Below are 15,347 nucleotides of genomic sequence, written 5' to 3' on the forward strand. Positions count from 1 at the left end.
GCCGGGACAGGCCCCGTCCTTTTTCGATCAATCACGCAACAATATGGGACGGGTCTCCCTGTGCGACCCGGAAAACCAATGGCAGCTTACGAGAATTTCTTCAACGCGGTGGGGCTGAAGGACTGGTGTTCGGCCGGCGGCGACGGTGGCGGCGGCATGACGTCGATGGCCGACCTGATCGCGCAGACCGACGGCACCACGACGCAGGGCCCCAGCCTCTGGAACTGGCCCTTCCCCTCGCTCGACGCCCTCAACAAGGCCTGCGGGGCGATCCCGCCCTCGCGCGACGTGACGCAAGGCCTCGAGGACGGGTTCCTCGCGATCCGTGGCGGGCTGCGCGCCGTCGTGGACCCGCTCACACAGCCGCTGAGCTGGGCCCTGCGCGACATGCTCTGGATCATGACCAACACGCCGTGGTGGCTGATGGTGCCGATCCTGATGCTGATCACCTGGCTGGTGACGCGCTCCTGGAGACTGGTGGTCTTCGTGCTGGTCTCGATCGCCTTCCTCGCCTTCATCAATCACTACGAAGCGGCGATGCAGACGCTGGCGATCATCTTCGTCTGTGCCTTCATATGCGTCCTCTTCGGGGTGCCCATAGGCATTGCGATGTCTCGGAGCGACCGGCTCCAGCGCACCGTGATCCCGATCCTCGACATGCTGCAGACGCTGCCGCCCTTCGTCTATCTGATTCCGCTGATCTTCCTGTTCTCGGTCACCGAGCCGAAGCTCTACGGTATCGCGATCATCCTCTATGCGATCGTGCCCGTGGTGCGCCTGACCGATCTGGGTATCCGTCTGGTCGATCCCGACGTGATCGAGGCGGCAGACGCCTTCGGCATGACCAAGCGCCAGAAGCTGTTCGGCGTGCAGATCCCGCTCGCGCTGCCCAACATCATGGCCGGCGTGAACCAGACGATCATGATGAGCCTCGCCATGGTGGTGATCGCTTCGCTCGTCTCGGCCCCGGGTCTCGGCGTGCTCGTGCTGCGCGGCATCCGGTCGCTCGAACTGGGCACGGGCCTCGTGGCTGGCTTCGGGATCGTGATCATCGCGATCCTGCTCGACCGCGTGACGAAAGCCTCGCTCGCCCGGATCGACACCAGCAAGAGCCGGAAGTGAGGAGACAGGCATGACGAAAGAAATCAAAGTCTCGATCCGACACCTCTACAAGATCTTCGGGTCGGATCCGCAAGCGGCGCTCGAAGACGTCAAAGCGGGCATGGGCAAGCCGGAACTGCTCGAGAAGCGCAACCACGTGCTCGGGCTCAACGACATCAACGTGGACATGAAAGAGGGTGAGATCACCGTCATCATGGGGCTTTCGGGCTCGGGTAAATCCACGCTGATCCGGCATCTCAACCGGCTTATCGAGCCCACCGCTGGCGAAGTGATCGTCAATGGCGAGAACATCCTCGACTATAACGAGGCGCAGCTGCGCAAGCTGCGGCGCGAACGGATGTCGATGGTGTTCCAGAAATTCGCCCTTCTGCCGCACCGCACGGTGGCGGAGAACACGGCGATGGCGCTGGCCACCCGTGGCTTCCCGGCTTCCGACTATGTCTCCGAGGCCGAGAAATGGCTCGACCGCGTTGGGCTCGGGGGCTACGGCGATCACCACCCGCACCAGCTCTCGGGCGGGATGCAGCAGCGTGTGGGTATCGCCCGGGCGCTGGCGTCGAACTCGGACATCATGCTGATGGACGAAGCCTTCTCGGCGCTCGATCCGCTGATCCGGACCGACATGCAGGATCTGCTGCTCGAGCTTCAGGCCGAGTTGCACAAGACCATCATCTTCATCACCCACGATCTGGACGAAGCGCTCAAGCTCGCCGATCACCTGGTGATCCTGAATGACGGTCGGGTGGTCCAGCAGGGCGAGCCGCAGGAGATTCTGCTCAACCCGGCGGATCCTTACATCGAGGACTTCGTGGCCGACATCAACCGCGCCCGCGTGCTGCGTGTGCGCTCGGTGATGGAGCGCGGCGCGCCGGAAGGCGAAATGTCGGGCGATATCGACGGCAACGACAATCTCGAGAGCGTCATCGCCAAGGCCGAGGGGGCGCTCGACCGCCGCTATCGCGTCATGATGAGGGGCGAACCGGTGGGCAGCCTCACCATGCCCTCGATCATGCGCGCACTGGTGCCCGCGCAGTCCTCGGGCGAGACCGCCAAGAGGTAAGAAGAAAGGGATCCGCCCCTGATTGGGGCGGGTCCGACCCGCCGCGCGACAGGCGCGGGCTTTTCCCGAATATCAGCTTGTGCTGCCGTGGAAGCGGGGCGCGCGCCGGCCCGTGGGGTGGCGCATCGAGAGGGCAGCGCCCGACCTCGGGTGGGCGCATGTCCCCGACCTTGGTGGTCTACGCTTTATCCCGCCGCACCCTTCCGACATTCATCCGCGCGCAGGTGGCGCAAAAGCGCCCTCCCGGGGGGAGGTCGGGCGCTGCCCGGTGTGCTGGTCGCACCCCGGGCCAGCCCTTAGCTGCGCACGACGTAGACCGAGCACTCCGCATGGGTCACGACATGCGACGCCGTGGTGCCCAGAAGGTAGTCCTGCACCTTCGGGTTGGCCGCTTCCATCACGATCAGGTCCACCTTGCGCTCATCCGCCAGCTTGACGATCTGGCGATGCACCGCGCCCTTGCGCACGACCATCTCGACCTCGGTCACCCCGCTGGCGGGATTGTCGTTGAGGAACTTGCGCAGCTGCTGGCCCCAGTAGGTATCCGAGTTGTAGATGTTGAGGTTACGCTCGATCTCGGGCGCGATCGTCGCCACGATCAGCTTCGCACGACGCCGCCGCGCCATCTCGACGGCTTCCATATAGGCATGATGCTCGACCTGTGCGTGGCGCAGGTTGATCGGGCAGAGGATGAGCTTTGTCTGGCGTGCCATGATGGCCTCCGGGGGAAATTCGAGGCGGAGAATGAACCGCGTGGCGGCCGGGCGCAAACCCGGATTGAACGAGCCCCGCGCCTACGACGATTTTTCATCCTCCAATCGAGCACATACGTCGCTCCAATGCCCCGATGCGACATCGATGAGCGCGTATTCCCGCAGCGCATAGCACGGCTCAGTCCCGGATCGCTCGGGGGCAGGTCGGTTGTGCAGACCCGCGCGCCGTCCACCGCATCCCGCGCCGGATGATCCCGGTCATCTGATCGACCCGAAGGTCGTCGAGCGTGTGGCCGATCAAGCAATAGAAGACGCGCCGGCCTGATCGTTCAAGACGATGTGGCCGAGGATGATGTGGGGTGTTCACGCGTGGCGAAGGGCTTTTGCTCTGTTCCGATAACCGATTGGCAGGAACAGATTAGATTTTCCGCACTGGGTGATGGCGGAGACGAAGGGATTCGAACCCTCGAGACCCTTCCGGGCCTACTCCCTTAGCAGGGGAGCGCCTTCGACCACTCGGCCACGTCTCCGCGGACCCGTATAGGGATCGTCTCGGGGGGAGACAAGCGGTTTTTCGGCGGAATTTCGGGTGGTTTGCGATTTCCCTCGCGTGGGGCGGTGGCGGCGCGGGTCGGCGTGGGGCAGGGGCGCCGGGTGCAATGAAAAACGCGCGCGAGATGTCTCGCGCGCGTTTCGTTTTCAAGGGGTTTCGCTTGGCTTAGCGGGTCGTCTCGCCGCGCCGGCGCACCACCACGTCGACCGTGATCGAGGCCAGCAGCACTGCTGCCGTCGCCATCAGTTGCACCGCCGCCGGCAGGCCCAGAAGCGCCATGCCGTTGACGATGGCTGCGATCACGACACCACCAAGGATCGCGTGGATCGGATGGCCGCGCCCGCCGAACAGCGAGGTGCCGCCGATCACCGCGGTCGCGACGACGTAGAGCACGATCGTGCCGCCATCGAAGCTGGTGGAGATCGAGCGCAGGCGCGAAGCGTAGATGATGCCGCCCAGACCTGCCGTCGTCGCCGCCAGCGTGAAGGCTGCGGTCCGGATCAGGCGCAGGTTGATGCCCGCCCGGCGCGCAGCCTCGGCATTGCCGCCGATCGCGAGGACGTAGCGGCCGAATTTCAGCCGTCCCAGCAGGAAGGACCATGCCAGCAGCACCGCGAAGACGATCGGGATCACCCACGGCATCCCCGAGAGGGGGAAGCGCGCAACGCCGCGGTTCATGTTCGAGATCGTCACCAGCACGATACCCGCGATTACGGCCGCTGCGATCTTCGCGATGGTCAGGCCCATCGGCGGCGCGACGAGGCCGCTTTGGCGGCGTTTCGCATCCTTGCGGAAGGTCATGATCGCGAAGACCAGAACCACCGCCCCGGTCATCAGCCAGCCCATCAGCGGGCTCAGCGTGCCATTGGCAAAGTTGTTGATCGTGTCACTCGCGACGGGGATTGTCCCACCGGCGCCCAGCAGTTGGATCATCAGACCGTTGAAGCCCAGAAGGCCCGCCAGCGTGACGACGAAAGAGGGCAGTTTGAGCCGCGTGATCAGCGAGCCCTGGAAGATGCCCAGTACCGCCGGCACGGCCAGGCCCGCCACGACAGCCGCCCACCAGGGCCAGTCGGTACCCGGCGCCACCAGCAGCGTCGCCACCGTCGCCCCGATCCCGGCCACGAAGCCGAGCGACAGATCGATTTCCCCCAGCAAGAGGACAAAGACCTGTCCCATCCCGATCATCATGAAGACCGAGCCCTGAACGAGCAGGTTCACGACGTTCCCCGGCGAGAGGAATTTCGGGTTCTGCAACTGGAAGATCAGCGAGATCAGCACGAAGCCCAGCAGAACCGGAAGTACGCCGCTTTCGCCCGCCTTGATCTTCGCCCAGGTGCGCGAGAGGTAGCTCGAGAAGCTCTGATCCTCGGTCGTGGCGCCCACCACGGCGGAGGGGCCGCTGTCGCCCGACGCCTCGCGTTGGGCCGCGACATCCTTGGCGTTCTCCGCCGCGATCGAGGCGGCGGCGCGCATCGCGCCCGCTTCGACGACGTGATCGGATTTGCCCGTGGTCATCAGTTCGACCACGCGCTGCGTGTCGTATTCCTCGATCGGGCCCTGGCTGACCATCTCGCCCAGACGCAGGATCGCGAGCCGGTCGGAGACCGCGAAGACGTCGTTGAGGTTGTGCGAGATCATCACCACCGCAAGGCCCTGATCGGCGAGGCGGCGCACGAGTTGCAGCACCTGACCTGTCTGGGCCACGCCGAGCGCCGCGGTGGGCTCGTCGAGGATCACCAGTTTGGAATTCCACATCACGGCCTTGGCGACCGCGATCGATTGCCGCTGGCCGCCCGAAAGCGCCGAGACCGGCGCGCGGATCGAGCGCAGCGTGGTCACGCGGAGCCCTTGCAGCGTCTCTGCCGCGGCGCGCTCCATCGCGTCCTCGTCGAGCATCCCGTTGGTCAGGATTTCGCGACCGAGGAACATATTCTGCACGACGTCGAGATTGTCGCACAGCGCGAGGTCTTGATAGACGACCTCGATGCCCAGCTCCGCACTGTCGCGGGGCGAGCGGACGCGGACCTCGTTGCCTTCCCATTCAATTACGCCGCCATCGGCTTCATGGATGCCAGCGATGGTTTTCGTCAGCACGGATTTGCCCGCGCCATTGTCACCGACCAGTGCCGTTACCTCGCCGGGGCGGACGTCGAAATCGACCCCGCTGAGCGCCTGCACTGCACCGAAGCTCTTTTCGAGACCCCAAATACGGAGGATCGCATCGCGATCCTCCGTCAGGGACCCGGTACCGTTACCCGTGTCCATCATTGGCTATCAGTTCCCGATGCCAGCGGCTTTGCACGCATCGGCCGCGTCGCCCGCACAAAGCTTGGAGGTGTCGACGAAGCCGTCTTTCACGACGGTGTCGGCCATGTTCTCCGGGGTGACCCAGATCGGCTTGAGCAGGATCGAGGGCACGTCCATGCCGCCCTGGCTGTCATTGACCTTGCCGTTGACGAGGCCGTCGGGCGGAGTGTCGCCAGCACGCATGTAGAGCGCGAGCGCCGCTGCCGCCTGAGCTTCGAGGTAGATCGGCTTGTAGACGGTGCCGCACTGGTAGCCGGTGAGCACGTTCTGCAGGCCGGTGACCGTCGCGTCCTGACCGGTGGTCGGGAAGGCTTTCGGCGGAACCTTCAGCGTCTTGAGATAGGAGATGACCGCGTTTGCGTTGTCGTCATTCGGGGTGACGACGGCGTTCATGTCCTGATGCGCGGTGAACTGCTGCTCGAAGGTGGTCCGTGCGACCGACGGATCCCAGGTGCCTGCGGGCTCGCCCGCATTGGTGTAGCTGCCATCGTCGAATTTCGGCTTCAGCACGCTCATGTAGCCCTGCTTGAACAGGGTGGCGTTGTTGTCATCGGGCGAGCCCGCCATCACGAGGATGTTCGGCTTCTCGATGTTCCAGTCGCTGAGGCACTGTTCCATGCCCTTGCCGATCAGTTCGCCGACATATTCGTTGTCGAAGCTGATGTAATAGTCGCGCGAGCCGCCAAGCGTGATCCGGTCATAGTCGATGACCGCGACGCCGTGCTCTTTCGCGTATTTCTCGACAGCCGCACCGCCGCCCGAGGAGATCGGGTCGATCAGCAGAACGGTCGCGCCCTGGCTGATGTCGGTTTGCGCCTGCGTGAGCTGGTCGGCTTCGGAGCCCTGCGCGTTGGTGATGATCAGGTCGTCCGAGGACAGGCCCGCTGCCTTGAAGGCTTTCTTCAGGTAAGGCTCGTCGAACGAGGTGTAGCGGGCCGAGCTTGCTGTGTCGGGCAGCAGCACGCCCACTTTGCCTTTGCCTTTGGCGGCGATGTCCTTGAGCTGGCCCATGGCGGCGAAATCAGCGCCGAAGCTGTCGGCGGTGACGCCTTGAGCCTGCGCGGCACCTGCAATCAGGCCAAGCGCGAGAACGCTGGTTCCAGCGAGACGCGCGGCGGTTCCGCACGTCGAGCGACGAATGTCTTTCATTATAATCCTCCTAAGGCCGGATGGGTTCCTCCCGTGGGGTGGCGTCGCCTTGCCCCAGCGCGCCGCCTGTGCCGGTTGCGGACAGGGCAGCGCCGGGGCGCGCATCCGGTACGCGTCCCGTTAGCGCAATCATGGCTTGAAATGTTGCTCTGAACAGGGGGGTGGCGAACACAAAACACTCACGAAACTGCGAGGCTGTGGCGTTCCGGGGCGACTCAGAAGAGTAGGGGGAACGAGCGGCTGGCTTCGCGCGGCACCGATGTGGCGCCCGGAGTGGTTGACACCCGCGCGCGCCGCTGTATAAGCCCGCCATTCCGGTAACGCGAGTTGCCGGGATTATTCATTGGTGTTGGTGGACCTCGCAAGAGGAAACCTGTCGCCGGTCGCCGCGAGGCCCGGAGGAGGACAACGCCCTTCGAAACTACAGAGAAGGAGACCAGCCGTGACCAAACGCACGTCTGCCAAGTACAAAATCGACCGCCGCATGGGCGAGAACATCTGGGGCCGCGCCAAGTCGCCCGTCAACCGCCGTGAATACGGCCCCGGCCAGCACGGCCAGCGCCGCAAGGGCAAGCTGTCCGACTTCGGTATCCAGCTCCGCGCCAAGCAGAAGCTGAAGGGCCATTACGGCGACCTGACCGAGAAGCAGTTCCGCCGCATCTACGCCGAAGCCGAGCGTGTGAAGGGCGACACCGGTGAAAACCTGATCGGTCTGCTCGAGCGCCGCCTCGACGCGCTGGTCTACCGCGCCAAGTTCGTCCCGACCGTCTTCGCAGCGCGCCAGTTCGTGAACCACGGCCACGTGCTCGTGAACGGCAAGAAAGTGAACATCCCCTCCTACCGCCTGAAAGAAGGCGACGTGGTGGAAGTCCGCGAGAAGTCCAAGCAAATGGCTCTGGTTCTCGAAGCCGTTCAGTCGCCCGAGCGTGACGTTCCGGATTACCTCGAAGTCGACCACAACAAACTGACCGCGAAATTCGTGCGCACCCCGGCTCTGTCCGACGTGCCCTTCGCGGTTCAGATGGAACCGAACCTCGTGGTCGAATTCTACGCGAAGAACTGATCTCTCAGTCTTCGCCGATCATTCGGAAAGGCCGTGCCCCCGGGGCGCGGCCTTTTTCTTTTGGGCGCGCCTTTGCCCGGAACAGCCGCGCAGCGGCCCGGGCAGCGCCCGACCGCCCCCTCGGGCGGGCGCTTTTATAGCCTCACCGCGCGCGGCGATGTCTTGCGGATGTGGTGAGATAAAGGGACGACCTCTGAAGGAAGCGCGCCCACCCGGCGGTCGGGCGCTGCCCTGCGGCACCCTTGGGCAATACATCTCTCATCGACGTGCTATGACATCCGTTGCATCCCTGCCGCGTCTGCTATGCGGGTGATCTTCTCACTAGCCCTGTCGCGCCATGGCGGATAGAACTCGGGCCACGATTCAGGAGTGCACAATGACCACGCATATTCGCCCCCAGCCCGGTATTATGGACATCGAGCTCTATCAGGGCGGCGCCTCCCATGTGGCGGGGCGCACCGATGCCGTCAAACTCAGCTCGAACGAGAACCCGTTCGGCCCCTCTGACAAGGCCAAGGACGCGTTCGCGAAATGCGCCCATTCGATGCATCGCTACCCCCCGACTGACCATGCCAAGCTGCGCACGGCGATCGGCGAGGTTCATAAGCTCGACCCCGACCGGATCATCTGCGGCGTGGGCTCGGACGAGATCATTCACTTCCTGTGCCAGGCCTATGTCGGCGCGCGCGACGAGGTGGTGTTCACCGAGCACGGTTTCCTGATGTATCGCATCTCGACCATGGCCGCGGGCGGCACCCCGATCGAGGTGAAGGAGCGCGACCGCACGACCGATGTCGATGCGATCCTGAGCGCCTGCACCAAGAAGACGAAACTCGTCTTCCTCGCCAATCCGAACAACCCGACCGGCACGATGATCCAGCTGGCGGAACTAGAGCGGCTGGCGGCGGGGCTGCCGAAAGGCGCGCTGCTGGTAATCGACGCGGCCTATGCGGAATATGTCGAAGGCTATGACGGCGGGGCGGAGCTGGCGACGCGCCTGCCCAATGTCTTCATGACGCGGACCTTCTCGAAGATCTACGGTCTCGGCGGGCTGCGCGTCGGCTGGGGCTACGGCTCGCGCGAAGTGATCGACGTGCTCAACCGCATCCGTGGGCCGTTCAACCTCTCGACCGCGCAGCAGGAGACCGCAGAGGCCGCCGTACGCGATCAGGACTGGGTCAACAAATGCCGCGATGACAACACGCGCCTGCGCGCTTGGTTGGCCGAAGCGCTGGCAGAAAAGGGCGTGCCGTCAGACACTTCCACGGCGAACTTCATCCTCGCGCGGCTGGCTTCCGAGCAGGAGGCCGCCGATTGCGATATCTATCTGAAATCCGAAGGCATCATCGTGCGCCGGGTGGCGGGCTATAACCTGCCCAACTGCCTGCGCATCACCGTGGGCGACGAGCCCTCGTGCCGCCGCGTGGCGCATCTGATCGGCGTCTTCAAGGCAGGCGGGATCGAGGTGCCCAGATGAGCCAACTCTACCAGCGGGTCGCGCTGATCGGGCTCGGCCTGATTGCCTCGTCGATGGCCCATGCGATGCGCGAGAAGGGGCTGGCGGGCGAGATCGTCGGTCATGCGCGCTCCGCCGAGACGCGCGACACCGCGCTGGAGATCGGGCTGGTCGATGCCGTCTACGAGACCGCCGCCGAGGCTGTCGCGGGCGCGGATCTGGTCGTGCTCTGTGTGCCGGTCGGCGCGATGGCGAAGATCGCCGAAGAGATCGCGCCGCATCTGGCCCCCGGGGCTACAATCACCGATGTCGGCTCGGTCAAGCGCGCGGTGATCGACGCGGTCGGCCCGCATGTGCCCGAGGGCGTGCATTTCATTCCCGGCCACCCGCTGGCGGGGACGGAGCAATCCGGCCCGCGCTCGGGCTTTGCGACGCTGTTTGCCAATCGCTGGTGGCTGTTCACCCCGATCGAGGGCACGGACCCCGAGGCGCTGACCCGGCTGAAATCGCTGGTCGAGGCGATGGGCGCGAATACCGACGAGATGGCGCCCGATCACCACGATCTCGTGCTCTCGGTCGTGTCGCACACGCCGCACCTGATCGCCTATACGATGGTTGGCGTGGCGGATCATCTTCGTCGTGTAACCCACGAAGAAGTCATCAAATACTCCGCCACCGGTTTCCGCGATTTCACCCGGATCGCGGCCTCGGACCCGACGATGTGGCGTGACGTCTTCCTGACCAACAAGGAAGCCACGCTCGATATTCTCGGCCGCTTCACCGAGGAGTTGTTCATGCTGCAACGCGCGATCCGCATGGGCGATGGCGAGATGCTGCACGACTATTTCACGCGCACCCGCGCGATCCGCCGCGGCATCATCGAGGCCGGGCAGGATACGGATGCACCCGATTTCGGGCGCGGTGCGCCGAAGAAAGACGCATGAGAGTAGCGGCGCTGATCGCACTTGCGGCTGTAGTGGCGCTTGGGTCCTGCGGGCGCGGTGAAGATCGGCGCTCGGCGCGCTATTCCTCCTCGGGCGAGCTTTGCGGCATTGCCGGGCTGGAAGGCGCGCATATCGCGCCGATCGACGGGCCGGGGCGCTGCGGCATCGCCGATCCGGTGCAGATCACCTCCGTCTCCGGTATCCGTCTGACTTCGCCGGTGCGAGTGAATTGCTCGGCGGCGAAGTCTTTCAAGCGCTGGGTCGATCGCGGGATCAAACCGGCGGTGGGGCGGCGCGGCGGCGGGATCGAGGCGATCCGCATCGCAGCCTCCTATTCCTGCCGGAGCCGCAATTCGCAGCCCGGGGCGAAGCTTTCCGAACATGCCAAGGGCAACGCGATCGACGTCTCGGGCGTGGTCCTGCGCAACGGCGCGACGCTGAGCGTGCTGGAGGATTGGCGCCGGGGCCGGGTGATCAAGCGGATGCACAAATCGGCCTGCGGCCCGTTCGGCACCGTGTTGGGGCCGAAATCGGATCGCTTCCATCAGGACCACATCCACGTGGACGTGGCCAGCTACCGCGGCGGGGCTTACTGCCGTTAACCTTTATTGACGCTGGGCGATCAGTTGCGGTGCCGGGCCGAGCGGCACCGGGCCGAGGTTCATCTGCCCGTCCTTGAAGACAAGCGGCACTTCCAGCGCACCGTCGGGGTTCTTCGCGGCCAACATCGCGCCGATCCCGGTCACGAGCTTCATCTGGTCCTTGCCGATCAGACCCATGCTCTGCGCGATGCCGACCCAGTTGCGCCACGAGGCGGAGCGGATCGTCAGCGTGCCGTCGGGATAGCCCGAGGGATCGACCGTCAGGTTGCCCTCGACCGAGACATCGTTGCCGCCCCAGCTCAGCGAAAGGTCCGAAACCGAGAACGTCATCAGCCCCGGCATGCCTGCCTCCAGCGCGGTCTGGTCGATCGGCTCGCGCGTGCCGATCAGCGCGTCGAAATGAACGCGCGCGATGGTGTCGGACAGCTCGCCCTTCGGGTCGACCCGCTCCAGGAGATCGGCCGGGAGTTTCAGCGACTTCGCCTCCGCGCCCAGCCGATAGGCGGCGGCGGGCATTACCAGATCGGCGGCTTGTGCCGAGCCGCCGAGCGCGCCCTGCGCCTTGTCCTTACGCTCGATCGCGAGGCGCAGCTGATCGGCCGAAAGCGCGGGGGCCGTCTCGCCCGCGGGCGTCAGCACCGGCGCGGAGATCACGGCAATCGCCCGCTCCAGCGGCAGCGCGGTCGAATAGCCCACCGTCAGCGAGGCGCGCATGTCCTCTTGCGTCAGCTTGTAGCTTTGATCGCCCAGTTGCAGCGACTGGCCCGAGGGCAGATAGGCGATCACTTTATTGGGTTCGTATCCCAGAGCGAAGAGCTGCGCGAAGGGCGCGCTCCAGTGCCACAGGCCGCCCTGATCCTTCAGTTCGGGCTTGTCGAAGGTCAGATCGAAGCGCGAGGGGAAGCCCGCCAGCGAGACCGATTGCGCGTCGCCCCAGCCTTCCTGCCGGGCCTGCGCGAGCATGTCGCGCGCGCCGTTTTCGATCTTATGCGCGCCGTAAAACCAGTAGCCGCAATAGGCCAGCGTCGCGACCAGCACCAGAATGATCAGTTTGCGCATCTTCGCCTCTTTGCAAATCGGGTGAACCCCATGTAAGCCGTGTTCTCATGCAGGACCAGTGCGACGACAACAGGATCTGGGTCTTCGGCTACGGCTCGCTGATCTGGAACCCCGGCTTCGATTTTGACGAGCGGATGCTTGCCCGTGCGCCGGGTTGGGAGCGCAGCTTCTGCCTGCGCTCGCTGGTGCATCGGGGCACGCCCGAAGCGCCGGGGCTGGTGCTGGCGCTCGACGAGGGGCAGGGCGGCTGCGCGGGGCTCGCCTTCGCGATCCGGACCGGACAGGAAGACGAGGTAATGGCCTATCTGCGCGAGCGCGAGTTGGTGACCTCGGCCTATCTGGAACGAGAGATCGACGTCGATCTGGATGACGGGCGGCGCGTGCGCGCGGTCACCTATGTGATCGACCGCCATCACGACCAGTATTGCGGCGGGCTCAGCGATGACGAGCAGGCCCGGATCATCGCCAGCGCCACCGGCGGGCGCGGGCCGAACCGCGATTATCTGTTCAATACTGCCCAGCATCTGCACGAATTGGGCATCCCCGATCCCCATCTTGATGCATTGGTGGCACGGCTGCACGACTTGTCGTGATAGCCCTTGGCGAAGGGCTGCACCCTCGCTAGGCTCTGCGCAAACAGGCAAGAGGGGCAATAATGGAAGAGCCGATCCGGCTGGAGCCGCAATTCTCACAACCCGTGCGTCAGGTGATCCTGATGCTTCTGGTGCTCGGCTTGGTCGCTACGGGTGGCTATTTCGCCTATTCGCGCATCTTCCCGATTTTCCTCGCCAATCCCTGGCTGAACGGGGTGATCCTCGCGGTCTTCGTCTTCGGCATCCTCGCCTGTTTCTGGCAGGTGGTGCAGCTGGTGAAGGCGGTGAACTGGATCGAGAGCTTCGCCGCCGACCGTCCCGGTCGTCCGCAGGTGCGCCCGCCGTCGATGCTTGCGCCGCTCGCGTCCCTTCTGGGCTCGCGCGAGGCGCGCCGCGCGGTGTCGTCGTCCTCGGGGCGCTCGATCCTCGAATCCGTCGCGACCCGGATCGACGAGGCGCGCGACATCACCCGTTATATCGCCGGGCTGCTGATCTTCCTCGGCCTTCTCGGGACGTTTTACGGCCTCGCCACCACCGTGCCTGCGGTGGTCGAGACCATCCGCGCACTGGCGCCCAAGGAAGGCGAGAGCGCGATCGGCGTGTTCGACAATCTGATGACGGGTCTGGAGGCGCAGCTGGGCGGCATGGGCACGGCGTTCTCCTCGTCGCTCCTGGGTCTTGCGGGCTCGCTGGTGGTGGGCTTGCTGGAACTGTTCGCGAGCCACGGTCAGAACCGGTTCTACCGCGAGCTGGAGGAATGGATTTCCTCGATCACGCGGCTCAGCTTCACCGCGCTCGAAGGGGGCGATGGCGAAGGCTCGATGGTGGCGGGCGTCCTTGATCACATGTCCGAGCAGATGGACCAGATCCAGACGCTGTTCGTGCGCTCCGATGCCGGTCGCGTGCAGACCGAGGCGCGGATCGCGCATCTGTCGAACGCCATTCACGACCTGTCGGAACGGCTCTCGGCAGAGATGGATGCGCGGCACCGCCAGCAAGGCGCGCTGCAGCAGATGGCCGAGGGGCAGGAGCGGCTGATCGGCGCGCTCGATCACCTCGCGCAACGCACGGCCGAGGGCGCTCCCGAGGCGGAGGCGCTGATGGAGACCCGGATGCGGCTGCGCTCGATCGACCAGCAGATGATGCGGATGCTCGAGGAAGTCAGCGCCGGGCGTCAGGAAAGCATGGCCGAGCTGCGCCATGATTTCGCAGGTCTCACCCGGGCGATCCTCGGCTACAAACCGCATCGCGAGGATTAATTCATGGCTCTGGCACGGCGCGGCGGCAATCGGTTCTCGACCAATATCTGGCCGGGTTTCGTCGATGCGATGACGGCGCTTCTTCTGGTGCTGATGTTCGTCCTGTCGATCTTCATGATCGTGCAATCGGTGCTGCGTGACACGCTGAGCACGAAGGAAGGCGAGCTGATCCAGCTCAACGAGCAGGTCTCGAACCTCGCCAAGGCGCTGTCGCTGCAACAGACGAAGACGCAGCAACTGACCGGCGAGTTGGAGAATGCGAAGGACAAGGCCGACCAGCAGGATTCGCTGATCGCGACGCTGACCTCGCAGCTCGATGACCGCAAGGCTGCGCTCGCCGATGCCAAGCAGAAGATCACCGAATTCGAGGCCCGCGTCGCGCAATTGGTGGGCGAGCGCAACGCCGCCCAGCAGGATGCGAGCGCCAAGGCCGACGAAATCCGGCTGAGCAAGGAAACCATCGCCGATCTGCGCGACAAGCTGACGAAATCGGGCGATGAGGTCGCGGCGATGACGCTGCAGCTCGAAGAGGCGCGCAAAAAGGCCGAGGACACGCTGACCAAGCTCGCCGCCGCGCAGACCGCGAAAGACGATCTGGAAAAGCAACTCGGCAAGCAGCTGTCCGAGGCCGAGAAGCAGGCTGCGCTGAAAGCCACCGCGCAGAAGGCGCTGGCCGATCAGCAGGCGATCTCGGAAGGGGCACAGAAGAAAGTCGCGCTGCTCAACCAGCAGGTCGCGGCGTTGCGGGGCCAGCTCGCGCAGCTGCAAAACGTGCTCGACGAGGCGCAGCAGAAGGATGCCGCGGCCAAGGTGCAGCTCGACAATCTCGGCCAGCAGCTGAACGCGGCGCTCGCCCGTGCGGCGTCTGAGGAGAAGAAGCGCGCTGATCTGCAGGAGAAGATGCGCAAGGAGGCCGAGGCCAAGGCAAAAGATCTGGAGAACTACCGCTCTGAATTCTTTGGGAAGCTGTCGCAGCTTCTGAAGGGCAAGCAGGGCGTGAAGATCGAAGGCGACCGCTTCGTGTTCTCCTCAGAGGTGCTGTTCGCGCCCGCTTCCGCGACATTGTCTGACGCGGGCCGAGCACAGATCAAGCAGGTGACATCGCTGCTCGACCAGCTGCGCGGGGAAATCCCCGGCGACATCCCGTGGATCATCCGCGTCGATGGCCATACCGACGACACGCCGCTGTCGGGGCAGGGCGAGTTCAAGGATAACTGGGAGCTGAGCCAGGCCCGCGCGCTGTCGGTGGTGAAATACATGGTCGAGAGCCTCGGCTTCCCGCCGCAACGCCTCGCCGCCGCCGGCTTCGCGCAGTTCGACCCGGTGAACACCGCCGACACGCCCGAAGCGCGCGCCCAGAACCGCCGGATCGAGCTGAAACTGACCGAGCGCTGAGGCGTCGGTCAGCTGGGTTCTGTCCGCCAGTCGAGAAACGCGCCGAGCCGCCCCTCGGCACTGCCCTGC

General features: G+C 64.9%; 13 protein-coding genes and 1 tRNA gene. 9 read left to right on the top strand and 5 right to left on the bottom strand.

Annotation, left to right across the window (positions count from 1 at the left end):
• Positions 1–78: 78 nt before the first annotated feature.
• Complete coding sequence (locus BMI89_RS10340) at positions 79–1,122, top strand: ABC transporter permease subunit (protein WP_078540496.1); 1,044 nt, start codon at positions 79–81, stop codon at positions 1,120–1,122.
• 10 nt (positions 1,123–1,132) lie between these two features.
• Positions 1,133–2,182 carry a betaine/proline/choline family ABC transporter ATP-binding protein gene (locus tag BMI89_RS10345; protein WP_078540498.1) on the top strand — a complete coding sequence of 350 codons (1,050 nt, stop codon included), beginning with the start codon at positions 1,133–1,135 and terminating at the stop codon, positions 2,180–2,182.
• Between the two features lie 296 nt (positions 2,183–2,478).
• On the opposite strand, the gene BMI89_RS10350 is transcribed toward BMI89_RS10345, so the two are convergent.
• The 4 genes from BMI89_RS10350 to BMI89_RS10370 form a co-directional block, all read right to left on the bottom strand.
• Positions 2,479–2,895 carry a universal stress protein gene (locus BMI89_RS10350; RefSeq protein WP_078520990.1) on the bottom strand — a complete coding sequence of 139 codons (417 nt, stop codon included), beginning with the start codon at positions 2,893–2,895 and terminating at the stop codon, positions 2,479–2,481.
• Positions 2,896–3,335: 440 nt separating this feature from the next.
• Positions 3,336–3,425: transfer RNA gene (locus BMI89_RS10360), tRNA-Ser, on the bottom strand.
• Positions 3,426–3,613: 188 nt separating this feature from the next.
• Entirely contained in the window at positions 3,614–5,719 is a 2,106-nt protein-coding gene (locus BMI89_RS10365) for an ATP-binding cassette domain-containing protein (protein ID WP_078570870.1), read from the bottom strand.
• A gap of 6 nt (positions 5,720–5,725) precedes the next feature.
• Positions 5,726–6,907 (bottom strand): substrate-binding domain-containing protein, encoded by a 1,182-nt coding sequence (locus tag BMI89_RS10370; RefSeq protein WP_078570871.1) that lies wholly within the window; start codon positions 6,905–6,907, stop codon positions 5,726–5,728.
• Positions 6,908–7,349: 442 nt separating this feature from the next.
• Here BMI89_RS10370 and rpsD point away from each other — a divergent pair, with 442 nt between their 5' ends.
• The 4 genes from rpsD to BMI89_RS10390 all read left to right on the top strand — a co-directional run bounded on the left by rpsD (position 7,350) and on the right by BMI89_RS10390 (position 10,972).
• The gene (gene rpsD / locus BMI89_RS10375; RefSeq protein ID WP_078540514.1) at positions 7,350–7,970 is read left to right on the top strand and encodes a 30S ribosomal protein S4; all 621 of its coding nucleotides are present in this window, start codon (positions 7,350–7,352) and stop codon (positions 7,968–7,970) included.
• 376 nt (positions 7,971–8,346) lie between these two features.
• The gene (gene hisC / locus BMI89_RS10380) at positions 8,347–9,447 is read left to right on the top strand and encodes a histidinol-phosphate transaminase (protein ID WP_078570872.1); all 1,101 of its coding nucleotides are present in this window, start codon (positions 8,347–8,349) and stop codon (positions 9,445–9,447) included.
• Positions 9,444–10,370: a prephenate/arogenate dehydrogenase family protein gene (locus tag BMI89_RS10385; protein ID WP_078570873.1), complete on the top strand. Its 927-nt coding sequence runs from the start codon at positions 9,444–9,446 to the stop codon at positions 10,368–10,370. Before hisC ends, BMI89_RS10385 begins: the two co-directional genes overlap by 4 nt.
• Positions 10,367–10,972, top strand: coding sequence for an extensin family protein (locus BMI89_RS10390; RefSeq protein ID WP_143593884.1), 606 nt, complete (start codon positions 10,367–10,369; stop codon positions 10,970–10,972). The genes BMI89_RS10385 and BMI89_RS10390 overlap by 4 nt, the downstream gene beginning before the upstream one ends.
• 3 nt (positions 10,973–10,975) lie before the next feature.
• Here BMI89_RS10390 and BMI89_RS10395 read toward each other — a convergent pair whose 3' ends face one another.
• Positions 10,976–12,031, bottom strand: coding sequence for a DUF2125 domain-containing protein (locus tag BMI89_RS10395; RefSeq protein WP_078570874.1), 1,056 nt, complete (start codon positions 12,029–12,031; stop codon positions 10,976–10,978).
• Between the two features lie 47 nt (positions 12,032–12,078).
• Between BMI89_RS10395 and BMI89_RS10400 the strand changes: the two genes are divergently transcribed.
• The 3 genes from BMI89_RS10400 (at position 12,079) to BMI89_RS10410 (ending at position 15,278) form a co-directional block, all read left to right on the top strand.
• Positions 12,079–12,624: a gamma-glutamylcyclotransferase gene (locus tag BMI89_RS10400; protein ID WP_168176792.1), complete on the top strand. Its 546-nt coding sequence runs from the start codon at positions 12,079–12,081 to the stop codon at positions 12,622–12,624.
• 62 nt (positions 12,625–12,686) lie between these two features.
• The gene (locus tag BMI89_RS10405) at positions 12,687–13,883 is read left to right on the top strand and encodes a biopolymer transporter ExbB (RefSeq protein WP_078520972.1); all 1,197 of its coding nucleotides are present in this window, start codon (positions 12,687–12,689) and stop codon (positions 13,881–13,883) included.
• Positions 13,884–13,886: 3 nt separating this feature from the next.
• Entirely contained in the window at positions 13,887–15,278 is a 1,392-nt protein-coding gene (locus tag BMI89_RS10410) for a peptidoglycan -binding protein (RefSeq protein WP_078570875.1), read from the top strand.
• Positions 15,279–15,347 lie beyond the last annotated feature (69 nt).

This window comes from Thioclava sp. F36-7 (genome assembly GCF_002020075.1).
Classification (GTDB): domain Bacteria; phylum Pseudomonadota; class Alphaproteobacteria; order Rhodobacterales; family Rhodobacteraceae; genus Thioclava; species Thioclava sediminum.

Bases quoted from the DNA above. Each gene is read 5' to 3' on its own strand.
- BMI89_RS10390 (WP_143593884.1), top strand. From the start codon at position 10,367: ATGAGAGTAGCGGCGCTGATCGCACTTGCGGCTGTAGTGGCGCTTGGG.
- BMI89_RS10405 (WP_078520972.1), top strand. From the start codon at position 12,687: ATGGAAGAGCCGATCCGGCTGGAGCCGCAATTCTCACAACCCGTGCGT.
- BMI89_RS10365 (WP_078570870.1), bottom strand. From the start codon at position 5,719: ATGATGGACACGGGTAACGGTACCGGGTCCCTGACGGAGGATCGCGAT.
- BMI89_RS10395 (WP_078570874.1), bottom strand. From the start codon at position 12,031: ATGCGCAAACTGATCATTCTGGTGCTGGTCGCGACGCTGGCCTATTGC.
- BMI89_RS10350 (WP_078520990.1), bottom strand. From the start codon at position 2,895: ATGGCACGCCAGACAAAGCTCATCCTCTGCCCGATCAACCTGCGCCAC.
- BMI89_RS10340 (WP_078540496.1), top strand. From the start codon at position 79: ATGGCAGCTTACGAGAATTTCTTCAACGCGGTGGGGCTGAAGGACTGG.
- hisC (WP_078570872.1), top strand. From the start codon at position 8,347: ATGACCACGCATATTCGCCCCCAGCCCGGTATTATGGACATCGAGCTC.
- BMI89_RS10370 (WP_078570871.1), bottom strand. From the start codon at position 6,907: ATGAAAGACATTCGTCGCTCGACGTGCGGAACCGCCGCGCGTCTCGCT.
- BMI89_RS10385 (WP_078570873.1), top strand. From the start codon at position 9,444: ATGAGCCAACTCTACCAGCGGGTCGCGCTGATCGGGCTCGGCCTGATT.
- BMI89_RS10400 (WP_168176792.1), top strand. From the start codon at position 12,079: ATGCAGGACCAGTGCGACGACAACAGGATCTGGGTCTTCGGCTACGGC.
- BMI89_RS10410 (WP_078570875.1), top strand. From the start codon at position 13,887: ATGGCTCTGGCACGGCGCGGCGGCAATCGGTTCTCGACCAATATCTGG.
- BMI89_RS10345 (WP_078540498.1), top strand. From the start codon at position 1,133: ATGACGAAAGAAATCAAAGTCTCGATCCGACACCTCTACAAGATCTTC.